Source organism: Paraburkholderia sp. J76, assembly GCF_905220295.1.
Classification (GTDB): Bacteria; Pseudomonadota; Gammaproteobacteria; order Burkholderiales; family Burkholderiaceae; genus Paraburkholderia.
The window spans coordinates 384,641-406,092 of the sequence record NZ_CAJMZJ010000003.1 but is presented as its reverse complement, the minus strand read 5'-3'; the positions used below and the strand labels follow the sequence as shown (position 1 = coordinate 406,092).

The 21,452-nt window shown below is 64.7% G+C and carries 19 protein-coding genes; 9 read left to right on the top strand and 10 right to left on the bottom strand.

Annotated elements, in window-relative coordinates; genetic code table 11:
* Window positions 1–42 precede the first annotated feature (42 nt).
* Together U5768_RS08400 and U5768_RS08395 are read left to right on the top strand one after the other, a co-directional pair.
* Entirely contained in the window at window positions 43–663 is a 621-nt protein-coding gene (locus U5768_RS08400; protein ID WP_322029904.1) for a 2-hydroxychromene-2-carboxylate isomerase, read from the top strand.
* A 236-nt stretch (window positions 664–899) separates the two neighbouring features.
* A complete protein-coding gene (locus U5768_RS08395; protein ID WP_322029903.1) occupies window positions 900–1,322 on the top strand; it encodes a hypothetical protein in 423 nt (140 codons plus the stop codon).
* Between the two features lie 272 nt (window positions 1,323–1,594).
* Here U5768_RS08395 and U5768_RS08390 read toward each other — a convergent pair whose 3' ends face one another.
* Window positions 1,595–4,147: a penicillin-binding protein 1A gene (locus U5768_RS08390; protein ID WP_322029902.1), complete on the bottom strand. Its 2,553-nt coding sequence runs from the start codon at window positions 4,145–4,147 to the stop codon at window positions 1,595–1,597.
* Between the two features lie 597 nt (window positions 4,148–4,744).
* On the opposite strand from U5768_RS08390, the gene U5768_RS08385 reads away from it, so the two are divergent.
* From U5768_RS08385 to U5768_RS08370, 4 genes are all read left to right on the top strand, one after another.
* Window positions 4,745–5,428: a hypothetical protein gene (locus U5768_RS08385; RefSeq protein ID WP_322029901.1), complete on the top strand. Its 684-nt coding sequence runs from the start codon at window positions 4,745–4,747 to the stop codon at window positions 5,426–5,428.
* A gap of 410 nt (window positions 5,429–5,838) precedes the next feature.
* Complete coding sequence (locus U5768_RS08380) at window positions 5,839–6,519, top strand: PspA/IM30 family protein (RefSeq protein WP_322030069.1); 681 nt, start codon at window positions 5,839–5,841, stop codon at window positions 6,517–6,519.
* Window positions 6,520–6,653: 134 nt separating this feature from the next.
* A complete protein-coding gene (locus U5768_RS08375; RefSeq protein WP_322029900.1) occupies window positions 6,654–7,817 on the top strand; it encodes a tetratricopeptide repeat protein in 1,164 nt (387 codons plus the stop codon).
* Between the two features lie 114 nt (window positions 7,818–7,931).
* Window positions 7,932–9,422: an NAD(P)/FAD-dependent oxidoreductase gene (locus U5768_RS08370; protein ID WP_322029899.1), complete on the top strand. Its 1,491-nt coding sequence runs from the start codon at window positions 7,932–7,934 to the stop codon at window positions 9,420–9,422.
* On the opposite strand, the gene U5768_RS08365 is transcribed toward U5768_RS08370, so the two are convergent.
* The gene (locus U5768_RS08365; RefSeq protein WP_322029898.1) at window positions 9,419–10,189 is read right to left on the bottom strand and encodes a class I SAM-dependent methyltransferase; all 771 of its coding nucleotides are present in this window, start codon (window positions 10,187–10,189) and stop codon (window positions 9,419–9,421) included. The genes U5768_RS08370 and U5768_RS08365 overlap by 4 nt on opposite strands.
* 19 nt (window positions 10,190–10,208) lie before the next feature.
* Window positions 10,209–10,340, bottom strand: coding sequence for a hypothetical protein (locus U5768_RS08360; protein WP_322029897.1), 132 nt, complete (start codon window positions 10,338–10,340; stop codon window positions 10,209–10,211).
* Window positions 10,341–10,589: 249 nt separating this feature from the next.
* On the opposite strand from U5768_RS08360, the gene U5768_RS08355 reads away from it, so the two are divergent.
* The gene (locus U5768_RS08355) at window positions 10,590–12,011 is read left to right on the top strand and encodes a methyl-accepting chemotaxis protein (RefSeq protein WP_322029896.1); all 1,422 of its coding nucleotides are present in this window, start codon (window positions 10,590–10,592) and stop codon (window positions 12,009–12,011) included.
* Between the two features lie 89 nt (window positions 12,012–12,100).
* On the opposite strand, the gene U5768_RS08350 is transcribed toward U5768_RS08355, so the two are convergent.
* The 4 genes from U5768_RS08350 to U5768_RS08335 form a co-directional block, all read right to left on the bottom strand.
* The gene (locus U5768_RS08350) at window positions 12,101–12,919 is read right to left on the bottom strand and encodes an ABC transporter permease subunit (RefSeq protein ID WP_322029895.1); all 819 of its coding nucleotides are present in this window, start codon (window positions 12,917–12,919) and stop codon (window positions 12,101–12,103) included.
* Entirely contained in the window at window positions 12,916–13,851 is a 936-nt protein-coding gene (locus tag U5768_RS08345; protein WP_322029894.1) for an ABC transporter permease subunit, read from the bottom strand. Before U5768_RS08345 ends, U5768_RS08350 begins: the two co-directional genes overlap by 4 nt.
* Entirely contained in the window at window positions 13,848–15,008 is a 1,161-nt protein-coding gene (locus U5768_RS08340; RefSeq protein ID WP_415913868.1) for an ABC transporter ATP-binding protein, read from the bottom strand. Before U5768_RS08340 ends, U5768_RS08345 begins: the two co-directional genes overlap by 4 nt.
* Before the next feature lie 114 nt (window positions 15,009–15,122).
* Window positions 15,123–16,223, bottom strand: coding sequence for a polyamine ABC transporter substrate-binding protein (locus tag U5768_RS08335; protein WP_322029893.1), 1,101 nt, complete (start codon window positions 16,221–16,223; stop codon window positions 15,123–15,125).
* A gap of 463 nt (window positions 16,224–16,686) precedes the next feature.
* Between U5768_RS08335 and U5768_RS08330 the strand changes: the two genes are divergently transcribed.
* The gene (locus U5768_RS08330; protein WP_028204006.1) at window positions 16,687–16,890 is read left to right on the top strand and encodes a DUF1289 domain-containing protein; all 204 of its coding nucleotides are present in this window, start codon (window positions 16,687–16,689) and stop codon (window positions 16,888–16,890) included.
* Window positions 16,891–16,957: 67 nt separating this feature from the next.
* Here the strand turns inward: U5768_RS08330 and U5768_RS08325 are convergent, their stop codons facing one another.
* From U5768_RS08325 to U5768_RS08315, 3 genes are all read right to left on the bottom strand, one after another.
* Window positions 16,958–17,602, bottom strand: a complete 645-nt coding sequence (locus tag U5768_RS08325; RefSeq protein ID WP_322029892.1) for an OmpW/AlkL family protein — start codon at window positions 17,600–17,602, stop codon at window positions 16,958–16,960.
* A gap of 81 nt (window positions 17,603–17,683) precedes the next feature.
* The gene (locus U5768_RS08320) at window positions 17,684–18,874 is read right to left on the bottom strand and encodes a nitronate monooxygenase family protein (protein ID WP_322029891.1); all 1,191 of its coding nucleotides are present in this window, start codon (window positions 18,872–18,874) and stop codon (window positions 17,684–17,686) included.
* Between the two features lie 163 nt (window positions 18,875–19,037).
* Window positions 19,038–20,471 carry an aldehyde dehydrogenase family protein gene (locus tag U5768_RS08315; protein WP_322029890.1) on the bottom strand — a complete coding sequence of 478 codons (1,434 nt, stop codon included), beginning with the start codon at window positions 20,469–20,471 and terminating at the stop codon, window positions 19,038–19,040.
* A 218-nt stretch (window positions 20,472–20,689) separates the two neighbouring features.
* On the opposite strand from U5768_RS08315, the gene U5768_RS08310 reads away from it, so the two are divergent.
* On the top strand, window positions 20,690–21,430 hold the full coding sequence (locus U5768_RS08310; protein ID WP_322029889.1) for a hypothetical protein: 741 nt from the start codon (window positions 20,690–20,692) through the stop codon (window positions 21,428–21,430).
* Window positions 21,431–21,452 lie beyond the last annotated feature (22 nt).

The window sequence follows — 21,452 nt, the reverse complement described above, 5'->3', positions numbered from 1 at the left end:
GCGCCATACGAGACGGCGCAGCCGCTTCAGGGAGACGACACCATGCCCCGCCCTTCGCTCGACTTCTGGTTCGACCTCGCCAGCAACTACAGCTATCTGAGCGTGATGCGCATCGAAGCGCTCGCAGCGCGGAAAGGCGTGGACGTGCAGTGGCGACCCTTCCTCCTCGGCCCCATTCTCGACGCACTCGGCTGGGAAGGTCCGCCCTTCGTCGTGCAGAAGGAAAAAGGCGCTTACGTATGGCAGGACATGCGCCGGCAGTGCCGCAAATACGCGCTGCCGTGGCAGCAGCCCACCGAGTTTCCCCGCCGCGCCGTACTCGCGACACGCATCGCCGTGCTGGCCGCCGATGAGCCCTGGCTACCCGCCTGGTGCCGCGCCGTCATGGCACGCAACTATGGCGACGACCGCGAGGTCGATTCGCCCGCGGCGGTCACAGAGATGCTCACTGCGCTGGGGCTGCCGGCGCAGAGGCTCATCGACGAATGCGCTAGCGATGCGAACCGGTTGCGGGTGCGCGAGCGGACCCAGGCGGCTCGCGATCTCGGCATCTTCGGCGCGCCGACGTTTTTTGCCGGAGCCGAGATGTTCTGGGGTAACGACCGGCTCGAAGACGCCATCGAAGCGGCGCTCGGCGTGCCTGAGAACCAGCACCTCACCTAGCCTTCTCCCCCGTTCGCACCGTCATTCTGTCAGGAATTTCTGACCCTGATTTTCGAGACAGAGCTGATACACTGCGCCGTAATGCGAGTCAGGATTTTCTGACTGCACTTCCACACAATCATTCGCATTCCTACATATCTGGAAGTGCAACCTCATCGGAGAGGGAGCAGCGTCATTCGAACAGCAAGCGGGCCGTGACGAAGGCGCGACGCACGACAACCTGAGAGATCACGACCATGGGGCATCCAGTAAAACGAGGCATTTGCTTCGCACTATTAATTATTTCCAGTACCGCCGCCCATGCTGGCCTGGACTGCGAGGGTTCGCGCGGCGGCTTTCGCCTGCAAACCGGCGATAGCTGGACCGGCACCGACAAGCTCGAGCACTTCGCGGTGTCGGCGCCGTTCGGCGCGCTCGGCGGCTGGCTCACACGCGACACGGACCACCCCGTCGTGTATGGCACGCTGATCGGCACGGTGCCGGGACTTCTTAAGGAAACGCTCGACGGCACCTGCCGAACCGATGGGTTCTCCTACAAGGATCTCTTCGCCGACGCACTCGGCGCACTCACCGGCGCGTGGCTCGCGCACTGGGCCGTCACGTATTCGCGCGGTTCGCACAGCCAAACGTTCGGACTGCGTTACGACAACGTGTTTTGATGCACGATGCCTCACGCGGGTTGCCAGCGCACAAAGGCTTTGGCATCAGGCAGTTAGCTTCGATATCCCAGGGTTATGAACAGGGGCTTCAACAAAAACTGTGGAAAAGTCAGCGCGGGAGTTACCCACAGATTTAGTGGGTAGCCCTGTGGAAAAGCCCTGGAAAGCTCGACCAACTCCTTGGCCCACAAGGAAATTCTGCTCACCAAACAAAACACGGCGCGCCGTTGCCGACGCGCCGTGTTTATCCTGCAGAACTCAACAACCCAGACTCAAGGCTTGTTCGATTCGAACAGATCCATGATCTGCTTCTTCTCCGTCGTGGTGACGCTCGGCGGCGTCATTCCGCCCGGACCCATGCTGCCGGTCGCGCCGCTCGCATCGCTCGCGGCACCAGCGGGATTCGCCGAATCCAGACCGATGCTCGCCACGAAGCCGTTGCCCGGCGTCATGTCCGAGAAGAACAGTTCGTCGTTGATCGTCGTGAGGCCCGCGGGCATCGCCGGCTCTTCCTGCGGCACGCCGCGCAGCGCACGCTGCATGTACTCCACCCAGATCGGCAGTGCAAGCTGCGCGCCGAATTCGCGGCTGCCGAGGCTCTTCGGCTGGTCGTAACCCATCCACGCCACGGCGACCAGCGTGCGCTGATAACCCGCGAACCAGCCGTCCTTGGCGTCGTTGGTCGTGCCGGTCTTGCCCTGCAGGTCATTGCGATGGAGCACGTTGGTGCCCGCGCCCGTTCCCGCCGTCGCCACCGAGTGCAGCAGGCTGTTCATCACGAATGCGTTGCGCGGCGAGAGCGTTTGCGGCGCATTCTGGCCCGCCACGAGCGGCTGCGCGCGCAGGATCGGCTGGCCGCGCGCGTCGTCGACTTCGGCGATCAGATACGGGTTGATGCGATAACCGCCGTTCGCGAACACGCTGTACGCGCCCGCCGACTGCAACGGCGTGACGAGGCCCGCACCGAGCGCCATCGGCAGGTACGGCGGCGTCTTGTCCGGATCGAAGCCGAAGCGCTGCGTCACGTAGTCCTGCGCGTACTTCGTGCCGATGTACGAGAGGATGCGGATCGACACGAGGTTCTTCGACTTCTGCAGCGCGAGGCGCATCGACATCGGACCTTCAGGCTGGTCGTCGTCCTTGGGCTCCCACGCATCACCGCCGGGCGTGCTGGGCGGGAAGTACAACGGCGCGTCGTTGATGATCGTCGCCGGCCCGAGGCCCTTTTCGAGCGAAGCCGAATAGATGAACGGCTTGAAGCTCGAACCCGGCTGGCGCCACGCCTGCGTGATGTGGTTGAACTTGTTCTTGTTGAAGTCGAAGCCGCCGATCAGCGCGCGGATCGCGCCGTCCTGCGGCGTGAGCGAAACGAGCGCGCCTTCCACCTGCGGCAACTGCGTGATCTGCCAGTTGCCCTTGGCGTCCTGCATCAGGCGCACGATGGAACCCACGCGAATGTGCAGCGCCTGCGACGCGCGCGGCGAAAGCGCCGCCGCCACGAAGCGCAGGCCCTCGCCCGTCACCGTCACCGACGTCCCGTCGAGCTGTTGCGCCGTCACCGACTTCGGACCCGCGTCGGTCACGACCGCCGAGACGAGGTCGCCGTTGTCGGGGTGATCGGTAAGTGCGTCTTCGATGGCCTGCTCGCGGTCGTCGCCGTCGGCGGGCAGTTGCACGAAGCCTTCCGGTCCGCGATAGCCGTGGCGGCGCTCGTAGTCCATCACGCCCTTGCGCACGGCCGCGTAGGCGGCGTCCTGGTCGGCGGAGTCGATCGTCGTCGTGACCGTGAGGCCGCGCGTGTAGGTCTCGTCCTTGTACTGCGCATACATCATCTGGCGCACCATTTCCGCGACGTATTCGGCATGCACGCTGTACTCGGTGCCGGCCGTCTTCGTCTGCGGCGGCTCCTTGAGCGCTTCGTCGTACTGCGCCTGCGTGATGTAGCCGAGGTCGAGCATGCGCTTGAGGATGTACTCCTGGCGGATCTTCGCGCGGTGCGGGTTGACGATCGGGTTATACGCCGACGGCGCCTTCGGCAGGCCTGCGAGCATCGCGGCCTGCGCGAGCGTGATGTCCTTCAGATCCTTGCCGAAGTACACGCGCGCCGCCGCCGAAAAGCCATAGGCGCGCTGCCCCAGATAAATCTGGTTCATGTACAGCTCGAGAATCTGGTCCTTGGTGAGCGCGCGCTCGATCTTGTAGGCGAGCAGCATCTCGTAGATCTTGCGCGTGTAGGTCTTCTCGCTCGACAGGAAGAAGTTGCGCGCGACCTGCATCGTGATCGTGCTCGCGCCCTGCGACGCGCCGCCGTGCATGATGTCCGCCACGCCCGCGCGCAGGATGCCGACGAAATCCACGCCGCCGTGCTCGTAGAACCGGTAGTCCTCGATGGCGAGCACGGCCTTCTTCTGGATGTCAGGAATATCCTGGAAGCGCACGAGCTGACGACGCTCTTCGCCGAACTCGCCGATCAGCACGTGATCGGCGGTATAGATGCGCAGCGGCACCTTGGGCTGATAGTGGGTGAGCGCGTCGAGCGAAGGCAGTTGCGGTTCCATCACGACGAGCGCGTAGCCCACGACTAGCGCGCCGACCACGCAGAGCGCACCGACGAGCCCGACGAACCAGAACGCGAGCGTCGTGCCGATGGAGCGCCGCTTCGGGCTGCCGTCGCGCGGCCCGTTGTTGCCGGAGCCGCCGCCGGATCCACGACCCGAGCCGCCGCCCGATTCAGGGCGGCGAGGCGGCTGGCGCCCGCTGTTGAAGGAGGGTTCCCGATCTTCGTTCGGGTACTGCGGTGAAGGCGGTCGTTTGATGATAGGCATGACTGGAATGATGGGCGCGTCTCGCGCGCGCCAACTGCGCGCAACTCGCGCGCATGGATCTCGACCACGGCGTCATGGCGCCAATGCGGCATACGACGTCGCCGGCTCAAACCCGGCGACGCGGCGCGACCGGCAACGCCCCCGTCCGGCCGCGCGGCGCGCACTACCGCACGCCACACACAAATAAACGCCCGTTCGGGCGCCATTCGCGAAATGTAACAGCGCATTCTAAAGAAATCGCGGGCGCCGGGTCGCGCTTTTTTTGTAAGAGTTTCTTGGGAAACGCTTCCTGCCCGATTTTTTATGCGACAGACGCGCCCTTGCGCGGATCACAGCTTTATGCGCGAAAAGTTTCGCCTTCGAGCCTTAATTCACGCGGAAAAATTATTGAATTCGCAGTAAGGAAAGAAATGTTGCAAAGCGAGCGCCGCCTATTCGCGCACCTTTCGATTGCGCATCGGCGCACTCGTCTTATGATGAATGATCTGCTACACGCCCCTGATTGCGCCTACGCAAGCTCGCCTTCATTCTTACAAATAGCTGTGGCGCAGCGGGAAAACCGACGTTATACGAAGCCGGCCCAGCGGCCCGTCGATCATGAACAAGCCCAGCGAACGCATCGTCGTCTTCGTCACGCCCGCGCAAAAGCGCGCGATCTCCGCTACTGCCGACACGCTCGGCATCAGCATTAGTGAACTCATGCGCCGCGCGGTAATCGCGTTCAGCGCGACGAGCGATCAGGTAAAGGCCGCGAGCATTGTCGACCGGCTGAACGCGCCGCGTCAGCCCGACGCGCTCGCCCAGGTGCTGCAAAAGGCCGCGAAGCCGCTGCGCGTGAGCCGGCCGGGCGCCATCCGGCCACCTTCGGCGACGGCAGCGGGGGCGCCCATCGGCGTGGGCGAGGCGAACCCCGACACGCGAAAGGACGATGCGCTCGCCGACAGCGACGCGCCCGCGGCCGTACACGACGGCGTCATCCGCGAGGAAATGCCCGAGGAAACGCCAAAAGCGCCCGTCGCGCCCCTGCCCGCCGCGCACACCGACGAAGCGGACGTGAGCCACGCCGCACGCGAAATCGCCCAGGCTGTCGCCAGACTGAGCGCCGAAGCCGCCGCCGCAGAAAGCGCCGCGCTCGACACGGCCGCCGCGCAATCGCTCGATACCGAACCGCTGCAGCCGCTAAGCTCGGCGCCCTTCGCGCGCTCGCGGCGCGACGCAAGCGAGCCGCGCGAAGAAGCCCGCAGCGACGACAGCGCGCCAGAGGGCGGCAAATTCGCCTGACCCAGCGCGCTGCCATACAAACGCATCACAACCGCCTTAACGCTCCTTAACGCCCCCTTACGCGCGCGGACAAGGCGCCGGCGAGGGTCGGCACCGCGCTATTCCTTTAAGTCCCTTTTAAGATGGGCCGTGGTGTAATATCCGCGATCGACGGCGGCGCCCAGCCCGCAGCGGGGCGCCAGGCCGCGCAGCCCGGGCCTCGTCTTGAACGGCACACGCGTGCAGGAAAACACGTTCACGCTATTGCAATTGCCGCACTCGCCCCGATTTGCGCGGTGCATGCGCGCAAGGCGCAAAGCGGCGTAAGCTGGCAGATGGATCAGCCGTCGCCAGCGAGCCGGCGCGGGAACGCAAACCGCATGCACGCACCTCGGCTCACCATGGCCGATCTCATTTCACTGGAGGAATTCATGTCGCTTTTCGACTCCATCTCCCGCACCGTCAAGGGCCTGCTCAACGACGCGGCCGACTCGGTGCAGGATCCGTCGCGCGACGCGCGCCAGATCGTGCGCGAGCTTGACGACAGCATCGCCCGCGCGGAGAACTCGCTCGTCGAGATCCAGGCGCAGGTCGCGACGCAGCAAAGCAAGCGCGACGTGGCCGCCGACAAGGCGAAGAAGTACGAAGACGGCGCAAAGCGCGCGCTGCAATCGGGCGACGAAGCGCTCGCACGTGAAGCGCTCGGCGCGCAGCAAACGGCCGAAGCCGAACGCGATGCGCTCGCGGCAGAACTCGCGAAGCTCGAACCGTCGGTCGATCAACTGAAGCAGCAGATCGACGACATGCGCCAGCGCCGCAACGACCTGAACGCGCGCTCGAACATCCTGCAGGCGAAGCAGCAGATCGCCCAGGCGAAGGATGTCGCGGCCACCGCGCTGGGCGGCATCGGCGGGAAGAATCTGTCGGCCGATTTCGACAAGCTCGAAGACAAGGTCAATCTGTCGAACGCCCGCTCCGACGCGCGCCTGAATTCCGCCGATACGTCGAGCGGCAAGGCGCTCGAAGACAAGCTCGCCGCGCTCAACAAGGGGCCGTCGGTGGACGAGCGCCTCGAAGCGCTCAAGAAGCAGATGAACACGCCGGCGCAGTAAACGCCGGTGTGCTGGATGCGGCGCGGCATGGGCCGTGCTGCCGGTGTAGTCGGAGTAGTCGGCAGGCGCGCTCTCGCGCCGCATCCCCGTATCGAATGCCATGGAGACGGGCGTTAATCCGCCCGGCCTGCAACATGAAAAAGTTTCTTGCCGCTGCCAGCATCGCTGTCGCATCGCTGGCCCTCACGGGCGGCGTTGCGTTCGCCGTGCCGAGCGTGCAGCAGATCGAATCCGCGATGTCCCAGGGCGACTGGCAAAGCGCCGACTCCGGCCTGACCGAAGTCCTGCAGGCGCATCCGGATAACGCTCGCGCCCACTATCTCTACGCCCAGGTGCTCGATCGCGAAGGCCGTTACAGCGACGCGCTCGCTCAGGTCGAGCAGGCGAAGTCGCTCGATCCGCAAATCCGCTTCACCCAGCCGCAACGCTTCGCGCAGGTCGAAGCGAAGATCCGCTCCGACGCCTCGCGCACGGGCAGCGTGAGAGCGAACAGCACGAGCAACCCGTTTGCGCAGCAGCAGGTCGCTGCACCACAGAAGCGAGGTCCGACCATGGGCATGTGGATTGGTATCGTCATCGTACTGGTGGGCATTGTGCTCGTGCTGCGCTGGACGCTGCGCCGCGCGAAATCCACTGAAGACGCGAAGGCCGGCGACGACCGCCGCGATCAGCTCAAGCGCGCCACCGAGTTGCTCAACGGCGTGCGCTCGCTCAAGCTCGACCTAAAGCTTTCGACCGCACCCGGCCACGAGGCGCTCGAAAAGGAAGTCGAAGGACTCGAAGCGCAGTTGCGCAGCCTCGTCGAAACGCTCTCGAACAGCGCGAATCCGCGGCCGCCGTATGAGATTGAAGACCTGGAGCGCCAGTTCGCGAGTCTCAAGGCGCGCGCCGAAGGCCGCCCCGATCCGAACGCGCAACCCGCCGCGCAGGACTATGGCAGCAACTCTCCTTACGCGCGTGAAGCCGACGCTGCGTTCGGGCGTCAGCCGCAATATCCGCCGGCTGCGCCGCAGCAACCGCCGCAAGTCATCGTGCAGCAAGGCGGCGGTGGCATGGGCGGCATGGGTGGTCTGCTTACGGGCGTGCTGCTCGGCGAAGCACTGAATCATGGCCGCGACCGCGTGATCGAGCGCGACGTGTTCGTCGACGACGATGGCCGCCGCATTCAGCGCGACGGCAATGGCGGCGGCGGTGGACTCGATTTCGGCCAGGGGTCGAACGACTGGGACGACGGCTCGGGCGGCGGCGGTGTCGACATGGGCAGCAACGACAGCTCGGACGACTGGAACAACTCGTGAGCGCCTGAGGTTCCCGGCACGCGCCGCTCAAGCAACGACGGGCTCCTTCACGGAGCCCGTTTTGCATCGGCGCGACTCACTGCTCATTGCACATACGGAACGGCGGACGCACACATGGCCACTGAAGCGCGCGGCAACGGGGCGGCACTGCGCATCGCCATCATCGGCAGCGGCTTTTCCGGCATCGGCATGGCGATCCGGCTGCGCCGCATGGGCGTGGAGTCGTTCACGATCTACGAGGCGGCCGCAAGCCTCGGCGGCACCTGGCGCGACAATGCCTATCCGGGCGCCGCTTGCGATATTCCTTCGCACCTCTACTCGTTTTCGTTCGAGCCGAATCCGGCGTGGACGCGCGCGTTCGCACCGCAGCACGAAATTCTCGACTATCTGCGCCATTGTGCGCACAAGTACGACGTCGAGCGCTTTATCGAATATCGTTCGCACGTGCGCGCGGCGCGCTTCCTGGAGGCGCGCGGCTTCTGGCAGGTGGAGATCGAACGCGACGGCGCGGTGAGGACCATCGAGGCCGATATCGTGATCGCCGCGAACGGCCCGCTTTCGCGCCCGGCGCTTCCGGCTATCGCGGGCATCGAGCGCTTCGAAGGCAGGCTCTTCCACTCGGCGCGCTGGGACCACGACTTTGCGCTCGACGGCAAACGCATCGCCGTGATCGGCACCGGGGCGAGCGCGATCCAGTTCGTGCCGCATATCCAGCCGCGCGCGGCGCAGCTCACTGTGTTTCAGCGCACGCCGCCGTGGATCATGCCGCGGCGCGACCACGCCATCGGCGAGCGCTGGCGCTGGATTTATCGGCATATGCCTTTCGCGCAACGCACGGCGCGCGCGGCGATTTACTGGCAGCACGAATCGCGCGCGCTCGGCTTCGCGGTGGAACCGCGTCTGCTCAAGGCGCCGACGAAGTTCGCGCTGAGCTATCTCGCGCACAAAGTGAAGGACCCCGAACTGCGCGCGCGGCTCACGCCCGACTATCTGCTGGGCTGCAAGCGCGTGCTGCTTTCGAGCGACTACTACCCTGCCCTCGCACAGCCGAACGTCGAACTGGTGACGGACGCGATCCGCGAGGTCGTGGCCGATGGCATCGTCACCGCGGACGGCGCGCATCGGCCTTATGACGTCATCGTGTGCGGCACGGGATTTCAGGTCAACGACGTGGACGCGCCCTTTCGGATAACGGGCGCCGGCGGTCGGGATCTTGGCGAAACGTGGCGGCGCGACGGGCCCGAGGCGTATCTCGGCGCGAGCGTCGCGGGCTTTCCGAATTTCTTTTTCGTGATCGGGCCGAACACGGCGCTCGGACACAACTCGATGATCTACATGATCGAGTCGCATATCGCCTTTATCGCGGCCTGCATTCGCGCGCTACAGCGCTCGGGCGCCCGCACCATGGACGTGCGCGCCGAGGCGCAGCAAAGCTGGAACGCGCGCGTGCAAGCGCGTTTCGCGCGCACCGTGTGGCAGTCGGGCTGCCGCAGCTACTACCTCACGCAGGCGGGCAAGAACACGGCGCTGTGGCCCGGGTTCACGTTCGTGTTTCGCCGCAGAACGCGCCGCGTGCGCATCGCCGACTACGCGTTCGAACGCTAGACGCGCTGAGGATGCCCCGCGTACACGCGCGTTTCGTAGGCGAAGTTCACCGTGCCGTCCTTTTGCGTCGTCTCGAACAGCTCGTGCAACGCGGCGAGCATCGGCTCGTGACGCTCGTCACCGGCGCGCGGCGCGTACGAAGACGACATCAGCCGTCCGCGCAGGCCGTCGAAGTCGAGTAATTGCGCGTTCGGGAATACGGTCTGGTGCTCGAAGCCTTCGCCGAACCAGTCCGCCATCGCGGCCGAATCAGGATAGCTTTCCGCCACGCGCGCGTAGTCGGGGCAAAAGCGCTGCAGGAGCGCCTCGTAGCCCGCCAGAAACGCCGAGCCCTCGAGCAAGCGGCTATTCCAGAACAGCAAGATCTTGCCGCGCGGTTTCAGGATGCGCGCGAACTCGCGTTGCGTATCGGTCTTGTGGAACCAGTGGAACGCCTGCGCGGCGCTCACGAGGTCCACGCTCGCGGCTTCGAGCGTCGTCGCCTCCGCCGTGCCCGCCACGCTGCGATAGCCTTTGTAGCCGCCCAGCAGTTCGTCGGCCGCTGCGCGCATGGCAGCATTCGGTTCGACGGCGGTGACCGGATGGCCCGCGTCGAGAAAGAGTTTCGTGGAAAGGCCCGTACCCGCGCCGACGTCGGCCACGGGCGCGCCCGGCGCAATGCCGCACTCCACATGCACGAAGGTCGCCACTTCGCGCGGATAGGTCGGCCGGAATTTCACGTAGTCTGCGACCCGGTCGGTGAAACGCCGGGTGGAATCGTCGATCATCGCTCTGCCCTTTTGTCGTTCAACCGCCTCCGCCCAGAAGCTTCACCAGCCCCCAGAGGAAGCGCACCACCATCACGATCAGCTCCCAGAGCTGGATGAGTTGCTGCCAGAGCGCGAGCGGCGCGCTCCCGCCGAAAATAACCTCGATCATCTTGCTCCCATCGCGACGCCTTTTCGCTCCTCGTTTCCGGCTTTCGAAAGCGCCCGGGTTCCCGATCATAGCGCCAGGCGCCACGCTGCGCTCAAGTCCCCGTATTACGCGCCGTAAACAAGTCCAGAAAGCCCGGCGATCGGACCTGCACCGACGACCGGGCGCGCAGCTTTTCCGCCGCTTTTCCGGAGTTGTCCGCGGTTTTTCATGGCGCACCGGCAACTGCCCTGCATGGGATGGAGACACCCGATGACACGTTTGCGTTTGCTGGGCCTGCGCGGTCGCCGCCGCGCGGGTAAATCCGCCGGAGTGGTCGGCGACATTGCGGCGCATGCCGGCAGGCTCGGCATCGAGATCTGCGATGTGGCGGGCCACGTCGACGAGGTCGCCGCGCGCGTGCAGCGTCAGACCGACGTGTGCCACGCGCTGCGCGAATCGGCCGCCCATACGCTCGCCGGCAACCACCAGATCGCGACGGCAGCGCGCGCCATGCGCGAGCTGAGCACGGGCACCGCCGCCACCGTGCAGCAGTCGCAGCAGACCATCGAGACGTCGCTTGCCGACATTCATGGTCTCGTGGAAAGCGTCACCGTCATCGAGACGCAAATCCGCGCGCTCAAGAGCGCGCTTGTGCATGTCTCGAAGGTCTCCGAGGAAATCTCGCTGATCGCGCGGCAAACCCAGCTTCTCGCGCTCAACGCGGCCATCGAAGCGGCGCGCGCGGGCGAGTCGGGCAAGAGCTTCGCCGTGGTCGCAAGCGAGGTGAAGAATCTCTCGGCCAAAACCGCGCAGGCCACCGGCCAGATCGAGCAAACGCTCGGGCAACTCACGCAGCAGACGGAACAGCTCATCGCCGAGGGCACCGCCAACACCGAACGCGCGCATCGCGTGCGCGAGGGCACGCACACCATCGGCGAGGCTGTGCACAGCACCGGGCGGGCGATCATGCAGCTCGACGAGCATGCCGGTCAGATCGCCCAGCTCACGGGCGAGATCGAGACGAAGTGCGACGGGCTCGAAAGCCAGGTGGGCGAGATGGTCGCGGGCGTCGAAGATTCGGGCCGTAACTTCGTGCAGGCAAAGGATCAGCTCGGCAAGCTGCTCGAAGTTTCGGAAACGCTCATCGAGCTTTCCGCCGCCACCGGCGTGGAAACCGACGACACGCGGTTCATCGACACCGTGCAGCGCGCCGCCGCCCAGGTCGGCAAGCTGTTCGAGGGCGCGCTCGCGCGAGGCGAGATCGGCGAGGCGGATCTGTTCGACAGCGTCTACGCGCCGGTGCCGGACACGAACCCGCAGCAGCATATGACGCGCTTCACCGCGTTCACCGACCGCGTGCTGCCCGCGATCCTAGAGCCGCTGCTCGCGTTCGACGAGCGCGTGGCCTTCTGTGTGGCGATCGATCCGCGCGGCTATATTCCGACGCACAATCGCAAGTTCTCGCATCCGCAGCGCGCGGACCCGGTGTGGAACGCCGCGAACTGCCGCAATCACCGCATCTTCAGCGACCGCGCGGGACGCGCCGCCGGTTCGCACACGAAGCCCTTCCTGCTGCAAACGTATCGTCGCGACATGGGCGGCGGCACGTTCGTGATGATGAAGGACGCCTCCGCGCCCATCTTCGTGAACGGACGGCATTGGGGCGGCTTTCGGATGGGCTATCGACTCTAGGCGTCGACGCTGCGCAAAAACAAACGGCGCGCGGGCATTCCTGTCCGCGCGCCGTTCCATCATGCGCCTCGATCGAAGCGCGTCGGCGACTAAACCGCCATCGCCATGCGCTTGCGCTCCGCGCGCTGCATCAAGTAGTTGCCGGCGATCACACCCACCGTCACAACCGCGATGAACAGCGTGGCGAGCGCGTTCATCTCCGGGTTCAGGCCGAGGCGCACGCGCGAGAACACGACGAGCGGCAGCGTAGTCGAGCCCGGGCCCGAAAGGAACGCCGAGAGCACCAGGTCGTCGATCGAGAGCGTGAACGAGAGCAGCCAGCCCGCGGCAAGCGCCTGCGAGATGAGCGGCAGCGTGATCTGGAAGAACACCTTGAACGGCGTCGCGCCCAGGTCGAGCGCGGCTTCTTCGAGCGACGGGTTCAATTCGCGCACGCGCGACTGCACGATGATGGCGACGTACGAAATGCACAGCATGACGTGGCCGATCCAGATCGTGAATACGCCGCGCCCCGCGGGCCAGCCGATCAGCTTGCCCATTTCCACGAAGAGCAGCAGCAGCGAAATGCCCTGGATCACTTCGGGAATCACGAGCGGCGCGTTGATCATGCCCGAGAAGAGCGTGAAGCCGCGAAAGCGCCCCATGCGCGCGAGCACGAAACCCGCCCATGTGCCGATGAACACCGAGGCGAACGCGGTCATCAGCGCGATGCGCAGCGAGAGCCACGCGGCGGTGATCAATTCGTCGTCGTTGATGAGCGCCTGATACCAGCGCGTGGAAAAGCGCGTCCACACCGTCACGAGTTGCGACTCGTTGAACGAGTAGACGATCAGGCTCAGGATCGGGATATAGAGAAACGCAAAGCCGAGGCCGAGCGCGATGAACATCAGTACGCGATTCGGTTTCATTTGCCGCGGCCCTCCAGTTCCTTCGCCTGATAGTGCTGGAACAGCGCCATCGGCACGAGCAGCAGGAGCACCATCGCGCAGGTCACGGCGGAAGCCATCGGCCAGTCGGCATTGTCGAAGAACTCGTTCCACATGACGCGGCCGATCATCAGCGTGTTCGCGCCGCCAAGCAGTTCGGGAATCACGTACTCGCCCACTGCCGGAATGAACACGAGCAGGCAGCCCGCGATGACGCCGTTCTTCGAAAGCGGCAGCGTGATTTCCACGAACGCGCGCCACGGCTTCGCGCCGAGGTCGTACGCGGCTTCGAGCAGCGTGAGGTCCATTTTCACGAGATGCGCGTAGAGCGGCATCACGAGAAACGGCAGATACGAATACACCATGCCGATATAAACGGCCGTGTTCGTGTGATAAAGCTCGAGGGGCGAATGAATGACGCCGATCGACATCAGGAAATTGTTCAGCAGTCCGTTGTTCTTGAGGATGCCGATCCACGCATACACGCGGATCAGGAACGAGGTCCAGAACGGCAGCATCACGGCCATCATGAGGAGGTTGCGCGAGGCTGGATTCGAGCGCGCGATGTAATACGCCATCGGATAGCCGATGATGAGGCACAGCAGCGTCGAAATCGCCGCCACGACCACCGAATTCACGTAGGTCGCGAAGTACAGGCTGTCCTGAAACAGGAACAGGTAGTGCGAGAAGTCGAGCGCGATATGCCACACGCCATCCGCGAACGACATCAGCTCCGTGTACGGCGGAATGCCTAGCTGCTGGTCTGCGAAGCTGATCTTCACCACCAGGACGAACGGCACGAGGAAGAACAGCAGCAGCCAGATGAACGGACCCGCCACGACGGCCGTGCGGCCGGTCAGGTTGAAGCGCTTCGCCGGCCAGTTCAGGATGTTGCGCAAGGTCGTCGTGCTCATGACGTCAGCACCACCCCGGCCGATGCGCTCCAGCGCACGTAGACTTCGTCTTCCCACGTCGGCGAGTCGATCTCGGAGAGCGCAAGGCTCGACATGTTCGCGATCACCATCTTGCCCGAGTCGAGCTTGACGTGATAGAGCGAGTAGCCACCCATATAGGCGATGTTCTTGACCACGCCCTTGCCCCAGTTGAACACGCCCTCGGGCGGCTTGCGCGTGAGCGCGATGCGCTCGGGGCGCACCGAGATCGTCACGGGCATGCCGAGCGGCCCGGTGATGCCGTGGTTCACGTAGAGACGCACCGGCAGGTCGGGGCACTCGATGAACACATGGTCGGGCTCGTCCTCGACCACGTTGCCGTCGAAGAGATTGGTCGAGCCGATGAACTCCGCCGAGAAACGGCTGTTCGGGAATTCGTAGACCTGGTTCGGCGTGCCGAGCTGGACGATCTCGCCTTCGCTCATCACGGCGAGGCGCCCGGCCATCGTCATCGCTTCTTCCTGGTCGTGCGTGACCATGATGCAGGTGACGCCGACCTTGTCGAGAATGTTGACGAGTTCGATTTGCGTGCGCTGGCGAATCTGCTTGTCGAGCGCCGACATCGGCTCGTCGAGCAGGAGCAGCTTCGGGCGCTTCACGAGCGAACGCGCGAGCGCCACGCGCTGCTGCTGGCCGCCCGAAAGCTGGTGCGGCTTGCGCCTGGCGAAGCGCGTCATCTGCACGAGTTCGAGCGCATTGGCCACGCGGTCCTTGAGTTCTCCCTTCTTCACGCCTTCCTGACGCAGCCCGAAGCCCACGTTCGACTCCACCGTCATGTGCGGAAAGAGCGCGTACGACTGGAACATCATGTTGACCGGCCGGCGGTACGGCGGCATCGCGGCGAGGTCCTCGCCGTCGATCAGGATCTTGCCCGACGTGACGGTTTCGAGGCCCGCGAGCATGCGTAGCAAGGTGGACTTGCCGCAGCCCGAACTGCCGAGCAGCGCGAACAGCTCGCCCTTCTTCACCGACAGGTTGACGCCCTTGACTGCCGTCGTTTCGCCGAACTTCTTGACGACATCGACGATCTGCACGAAGTTGTCCGCGGCCGAATCCGCCGCGGTGAAGCCCGAAGGCAGCGAACCGGCGGATGCCGGCGCGCTCGACTGGTCACTCATGATTCTCTCTGCCCTGCCTGTTTCTGCGTGAATGCTGGACGGGGTTGACGAACAAAGCCCCCGGCATCGTGCCGAGGGCTCGGGGTAAAACGCTGGACTACTGCACCTGCCGCGTCAGCGGCCCGACTTGAACTCGGTCCACAGACGCGTCTGCAGGCGCTGGATCTCAGGCGGCAGCGGCTTGAGCAGGAACAGCGTCTTCAGGACTTCGGGCGGCGGGTACACGGCCGGGTCGTTGGCGATGTCCTTGTTCACGTACTTGCGCGCTTCTGCGTTCGCGCTCGGGTAATAGACCGCGTTCGTGATCGCAGCGTGGACCTGCGGCGTTTCGATGTAGTTGATCCACTCGTGCGCGGCGTCCTTGTGCTGCGCGTCCTTCGGGATGGTCATCACGTCAAACCAGATCGGCGCGCCGCCCTTCGGAATGAAGTACTCGATCTTGTATGGCTTCTTCGCCTCGATGGCGCGGTGCTTGGCGATCACGACGTCGCCCGACCAGCCGTACGCAAAGCAAATGTCGCCGCCCACGAGGTCATTGATATAACCCGACGAGTTGAACTGCGTGATGTACGGGCGGATCTTCTTCATCATCGCGAGCGCGGCGCGATAGTCGTCCGGATTCGTCGAAAGCGGATCCTTGCCGATGTAGTGAAGCGCTGCCGCGAACATCTGGTCCGGCGCGTCGAGCACGGACACGCCGCAGGCCTTCAGCTTCGAGATGTTCTCGGGCTTGAAGAGTATGTCCCAGTTGTCGAGCGGCACGTTCTTGCCGAGGATCTGCTGCGTCTTCGTGACGTTATAAGCGAGACCGGTCGTGCCGTACGCCCAGGGCACCGCGTACTTGTTGCCCGGATCCGCGCCGGCGACGAGCGCCATTAGTTGCGGATCGAGATATTTGAGGTTGGGGATCTTCGACTTGTCGAGCGGCGTGAAAATGCCGGCGGCGATCTGCTTGCCCGCGTAGTTGCTGGTCGGCACGACGATGTCGTAGCCGGAGTTGCCGGCGAGCAGCTTGGCCTGAAGCGTGTCGTCGCTGTCGTAGTTGTCGTACTTGACCTGAACGCCGGTCTGCTTCGTGAAGTTCGGAATCGTGTCCTTGGCGATGTAATCGGACCAGTTGTACACGTTCAACTGCGTGTCCTTTGCCACCGACGTCATCCACGGCGCCGCACATAGTGCGAGCGCGGCCAGTTGCGCCACAACCCCTTTCTTCATTCCGTTCTCCGATCCTGACCGGCTCCGGCCGGCTGCCTGCCTCGCTTCGTGCCGTGCTTCGTGTCGCCTGTGCACGGCTCCCCTGACTTTCCCCAAAACCTACCATCAAACCCGCCCGGCAAGAAATAAAACGCGGGCGTGTCGCGCAAACGGAACATGGCCATGGGAACACGGCGAGCCGCGCGCGGACGGTAAATCGCGCGCAATTTTAGCCGTTTCACGGGCCGTGTCCACAAAAAACCGCTTCAGTGGCGCATGCGCGCGACGGCCCGCTCCCGGCGGCGCGTCGCGCCGGGTTTCCACCTTGCTATCGCCTTGCAGTCGCGTGGCCGACCCACTGCGCATCGCGCCGCCACGGTGTGTTGGGGGGGCGCGAACGGGCGCCTGCGGTATCGGTTAACATATCGGCGTTCCGTACCCAGGCCGGCGCGCGCGGCGCCCGGCCACGCCCCAAGGCACTTCAATGGCATCCAACCTCCACGATCTCCCCGACAGCCCCTGCATCGGCGTGTGCTCGACCCTCTTCGACGACGTCTGCAAAGGCTGCGGGCGCACCGCCGTGGAAGTCTCCAACTGGGTCTTTCTGAGCGACGAGGAAAAGCGCGCCGTGTGGGAGCGCATCGAGCGCGAAGGCACCGCCATGCGCTTTCAAAAAGACCGCGCCTGAGCGCGGATAGCGCGGATAAAAAACGCCGGACAAGCCGGCGTTCGAAAAGCGGTGCGGAGGCGATCGATCAGAATTTCATGCCGACGCCCAGACCGACCACGAGCGGATCGATATGGAGCGTGCCGAGCGACGTGCCGCCCATTGACGCGTCGGTACGCATCCAGATTTTCTTGATATCCGCGTTTACGAAAATCTTCTTCGTGACCTCGAAGTCGATGCCGAACTGCAGCGCCGGACCAAAGCTGTGGTTGTCGATCGAAACCGGCTCGCCGCCCGCGTGCAGACCGTTGTTGTAGAACAGCGTGTAGTTGATGCCCGCACCCACGTACGGCCGGACCTTGCCCGCGTTGTTGAAGTGATACTGCAGCAGCAGCGTAGGCGGCAGCACGCCCACGCCGCCGAGTGCGCCGATGTTCGACGTCACCTGGTTGCGCGACGTGCCGAGTATCAGCTCGACGCCGATGTTGTTGGTCGCCATGTAGGTGAAGTCGAGTTCTGGCACGAGGGCGTTGTTCACGTCTGTCCCGATCGCACCGAGCGTACCGTTCGCGCGGCCGTCCGGCGCGATCTCGATCGCGCGCACGCGCACCAGCCAGTCGCCCGCGTAGATGCCCGAGTCGGGCGAACCTGCCGCGCTGGCCGGCATAGCCAGAAAGGCCGCGCTCATGGCGAGCGCGGCGGTTGCTGCTACCTTTTTAATTGCTTTGGTCATCGTTATTCCCCGTGTCTGTTGTCTAGCCGTTTGCGGCCTACAAATTGTCAGAGACGGGGTCCGGCGCTGCGTTGACAAGTATCAAGCCAGTGCGAAGGCCGGGCGCTGTGCGACTGCAGGTCGCGTAGCGCCGGTCAGCAGCAGTTCCAGCAGGTCGCGGACGCTCCGGATCGCGTTGCCAAACGGCAACGCTTCGCGGCCCCGGAAGAACAAGCCGTTCGCGACATCGCCACGCAGCGCCGCCGCGAGGCGCGTGTCGATGCAAAAGTGGCCGAACTTCTCGATGCCGTCGCGCAGCCCGCACGCCGAAAGGCATTCGAGCCCGGTTGGGCAGGCAAGCTTGAGCGAGCCGATCTTGGTGCGAATACGCGACTCGTTGCGCAGATAACGTTCGAGCCACGGCGTTTTCACCGCGCGTGCGGGCAGGCCCGTCACGCTCACGAACTCGACGATGTCTTCGGGCTTCGCGTCGGCGAGCACGCGCTTGAAGTCGGGGTGTGCATCGCCCTCCTCCGTCACCGCGAACGGCGTGCCCACCTGCACGCCGTTGGCGCCCGCCTCCAGCCATTTGCGCACGGCCTCGTGGCTGTTCACGCCGCCCGCCACGACGAGCGGCACGTCGCGCCGCGTGATGCCGAGCGTGGCATAGACGCCTTCGAGTTCCTCGAAAATCTGCGTGAATGCGAAGCGCTCGTTGCCCATGTCGGCGATGTCGGTCACGCCCAGGTGACCGCCCGCGTAAGCAGGATGCTCGATTACGATGGCGTCGGGCAGACGGCCCTTCTTCATCCACTTCTTGAGCACGAGCGCGACGCCGCGCGCGTCGGAAAGAATCGGCACGAGCGCGATGTCCACGCCCGCCGTGAGGTCGGGCAGATCGAGCGGCAGGCCCGCGCCCATGACGATGGCGTCGGCGCCGTGCTCGCAGGCGGCGCGCACGTAGTCGGCATGGGCGTTCACCGCTTTCATGACGTTCACGGCGATCATGCCGTTGCCGCCCGCAAGCTTGCGCGCCGCCGCAATTTCACGGCCAAGCGCGATGAGGTTCGCGCGAGCGAGCGTTTCGTGCTGCGGGTCCGCGCGGCACATCTCCATGAGATCGCTGTGATGATGGCGCAGGTCGATGCTCGCGATCGTGCCGAGCGCGCCTTCACGCGCGACGCTGCCAGCCAGCCGGTGTGCCGAAATGCCGACACCCATGCCGCCCTGCACCACGGGCAGGAGTTGACGACCGCGGATCTGGAGCGGAGCGAAGGAGTGTCCAGGAAACATGTTGTGCTCTGTCGATGGCAAAACGACTATGGTCGCGCGTACCCCACATATGACATTGACACGCATCAACAAAAAACGCGGAGATCTGTGAAGAAATCCGCGTTTGTGACTTACATCAACACGTCGCACTAAAAGATTTGCGATAGCGCGACGAGATGCCTCATCAGCCCTTTGGCACCTTGAATTGCATCGACTTGTACTCCAGGTACTCTTCCAAGCCGTACGCGCCGTTTTCGCGGCCGTGCCCCGACTGCTTGAAGCCGCCGAAGGGCGCGGCCATGTTCCAGGCGCCACCGTTGATGTCGATCTGGCCTGTGCGGATGCGCCGCGCCACGCGCATGGCGCGCTCGTCGCTGCCCGCCCAGACCGCGCCACCCAGACCGTAGAGCGAGTCGTTGGCGATCGCCACGGCGTCGTCTTCGTCTTTCGCCGTGAGGATCGTGAGCACCGGGCCGAAGATCTCTTCCTGCGCGATGGCCGCGTCGCGCGGCACGCGGCCGAACACGGTCGGCTTCACGAAAAAGCCCTGCGCCACGCCTTCCGGCATGCCGGGGCCGCCCGTCACGAGTTCGGCGCCGTCGGCCATGCCGCGTTCGATGTAGTGCAGCACGCGCTCCTGCTGCACCTTCGAGGCGAGCGGGCCGAGCTTCGCCGTTTCGTCGCGCGGATCGCCCACCTTGAACGCCTCCGCGGCCTGCTTCGCGAGGTCTCGCGCTTCTTCGTAGCGCGACTCCGGCACGATCATGCGCGTGTGCGCCGAGCAGGTCTGGCCCGAGTTCAGGAAGCACGCGCCCACCGAGCCCTTCACGGCGGCGGCGAAGTCGGCATCGTCGAGCACGACGGAGGCGGATTTGCCGCCCAGCTCCAGCGCGACGCGCTTGACCGTGGCCGACGCGACTTCCGACACGCGTTTGCCCGCGCGCGTCGAGCCGGTGAACGAGACCATGTCGACGTCCGCATGGCGCGCGAGCACCTCGCCCACCACCGGGCCGTAGCCCGTCACGAGGTTGAACACGCCCGCGGGCAGCCCCGCTTCGTGGATGGCTTGCGCAAGCACGAACGCGTTGAGGGGCGCGACCTCGGACGGCTTGAGCACAACGGTGCAGCCGGCGGCGAGCGCGGCGGCGACCTTGAGCGTGATCTGGTTGAGCGGATAGTTCCACGGCGTGATGGCCGCGACGACTCCCACCGGTTCGCGCACGACGAGCGAGTTGCCCACGCGCGCTTCGTACTGGAATTCGCTTGCGAGCTTTGCGTAAGCGCCCCAGTTGTAGACCGGGCCGCCCACCTGAATGGCGCGCGCGAGCTTGAGCGGCATGCCCACTTCGCCCGCGATCAGTTGCGCGAGTTCGTCGGTGCGGGCCTTGAGGTTGTCGGCGATTTTCTGCAGATACGCGCCGCGTTCGGTGGCGGGCGTGGCGGCCCAGCGGTCGAAGGCTGCGCGCGCGGCGGCGACGGCGGCCTCGGCGTCGGCTTCGACACCCTCGGGGATGCGGCCCATCACCGCTTCGGTGCCCGAGTCGATCACGTCGATCGTGCCCTTGCCTTGCGGGGCGACCCACTGGCCATTGATGTAGAACTGCGTGTAGTTGTTCATGGGCTTTTCTCCTCCTGTCTGTCGATGGCAGTTTGCGCTTCAGCGCTTACTCCCCTCTCATGCAATGCGCCTCGTCCGTTTGCGGTTTCCGCGCGGGCGGCCCGTGGCGATCTAGGATTCTAGCGTGGTTGACGCAAACGGAAAGCTGGTTGGCTCAAACTACGCCCGCGACGCGGCCCTTATACTCGTGCGCTCTTTTTCCCTGGTCCACGTACTTCATGAAACGCACGCTACTTTGCCTGGTCGCCGGTTTCGCTCCGCTCCTTGCCCATGCGGGCTGTGAGGACAACTTCGAAAAATGGACGCAACAACTGCATCCGGGGCGCACGCTCGACACCGAACACGCAACGTGTAAAGTCTGGCCCGCAAACGAGGCGCTGACGATCGCGGCGCTGCCGCTGCCGCAAAAGGGCAACGAAGACGACCATGGCACCGACGACCTCGAAGTGCTCGTCGCCGATACGGCCAGCGGCACGGTCATCGCGCATCAGTTCCAGAAAGCGGCAATTCAGTACGACGCGGTACGCTTTTCAGGTCTCGCGCTCGATACGGCGCGCTACCAGCTCACGCCGCAGAATCGTGCATTTGGCGTGCGGGTGATGCATGAGAGTTCGTCGCGCGTGAATCCGTTTGGTCAAACGGCGTTGAGTCTGTACGTGATCGACGGCCAGAGCCTGCGCACGGTTCTTGACCGCCTGATCGTGGAAGATTCCGGCGGAGAATGGGACGGCAACTGCGCGGGCACATTCAGCAACACGACGCGCGCCCTCGACCTCGGGGCCGCGGGCAACGACGCTTACGCGACGCTGCGGATCAGGGAGAAGTCGGTTCAGACGGTCAACACGCCGACGAAGGACGATTGTGCGAGCAAGGAGGCAACCGGCAAACGCACCAATGCGGTACTCGAATACCGCAATGGAAAATACGCCGTGCCCAAGGGCATGCAATACAGCGACTGAAGCGCCACGCACGCCACCAAAA

Bases quoted from the DNA above. Each gene is read 5' to 3' on its own strand.
- U5768_RS08400 (WP_322029904.1), top strand. From the start codon at position 43: ATGCCCCGCCCTTCGCTCGACTTCTGGTTCGACCTCGCCAGCAACTAC.
- U5768_RS08395 (WP_322029903.1), top strand. From the start codon at position 900: ATGGGGCATCCAGTAAAACGAGGCATTTGCTTCGCACTATTAATTATT.
- U5768_RS08390 (WP_322029902.1), bottom strand. From the start codon at position 4,147: ATGCCTATCATCAAACGACCGCCTTCACCGCAGTACCCGAACGAAGAT.
- U5768_RS08385 (WP_322029901.1), top strand. From the start codon at position 4,745: ATGAACAAGCCCAGCGAACGCATCGTCGTCTTCGTCACGCCCGCGCAA.
- U5768_RS08380 (WP_322030069.1), top strand. From the start codon at position 5,839: ATGTCGCTTTTCGACTCCATCTCCCGCACCGTCAAGGGCCTGCTCAAC.
- U5768_RS08375 (WP_322029900.1), top strand. From the start codon at position 6,654: ATGAAAAAGTTTCTTGCCGCTGCCAGCATCGCTGTCGCATCGCTGGCC.
- U5768_RS08370 (WP_322029899.1), top strand. From the start codon at position 7,932: ATGGCCACTGAAGCGCGCGGCAACGGGGCGGCACTGCGCATCGCCATC.
- U5768_RS08365 (WP_322029898.1), bottom strand. From the start codon at position 10,189: ATGATCGACGATTCCACCCGGCGTTTCACCGACCGGGTCGCAGACTAC.
- U5768_RS08360 (WP_322029897.1), bottom strand. From the start codon at position 10,340: ATGATCGAGGTTATTTTCGGCGGGAGCGCGCCGCTCGCGCTCTGGCAG.
- U5768_RS08355 (WP_322029896.1), top strand. From the start codon at position 10,590: ATGACACGTTTGCGTTTGCTGGGCCTGCGCGGTCGCCGCCGCGCGGGT.
- U5768_RS08350 (WP_322029895.1), bottom strand. From the start codon at position 12,919: ATGAAACCGAATCGCGTACTGATGTTCATCGCGCTCGGCCTCGGCTTT.
- U5768_RS08345 (WP_322029894.1), bottom strand. From the start codon at position 13,851: ATGAGCACGACGACCTTGCGCAACATCCTGAACTGGCCGGCGAAGCGC.
- U5768_RS08340 (WP_415913868.1), bottom strand. From the start codon at position 15,008: ATGAGTGACCAGTCGAGCGCGCCGGCATCCGCCGGTTCGCTGCCTTCG.
- U5768_RS08335 (WP_322029893.1), bottom strand. From the start codon at position 16,223: ATGAAGAAAGGGGTTGTGGCGCAACTGGCCGCGCTCGCACTATGTGCG.
- U5768_RS08330 (WP_028204006.1), top strand. From the start codon at position 16,687: ATGGCATCCAACCTCCACGATCTCCCCGACAGCCCCTGCATCGGCGTG.
- U5768_RS08325 (WP_322029892.1), bottom strand. From the start codon at position 17,602: ATGACCAAAGCAATTAAAAAGGTAGCAGCAACCGCCGCGCTCGCCATG.
- U5768_RS08320 (WP_322029891.1), bottom strand. From the start codon at position 18,874: ATGTTTCCTGGACACTCCTTCGCTCCGCTCCAGATCCGCGGTCGTCAA.
- U5768_RS08315 (WP_322029890.1), bottom strand. From the start codon at position 20,471: ATGAACAACTACACGCAGTTCTACATCAATGGCCAGTGGGTCGCCCCG.
- U5768_RS08310 (WP_322029889.1), top strand. From the start codon at position 20,690: ATGAAACGCACGCTACTTTGCCTGGTCGCCGGTTTCGCTCCGCTCCTT.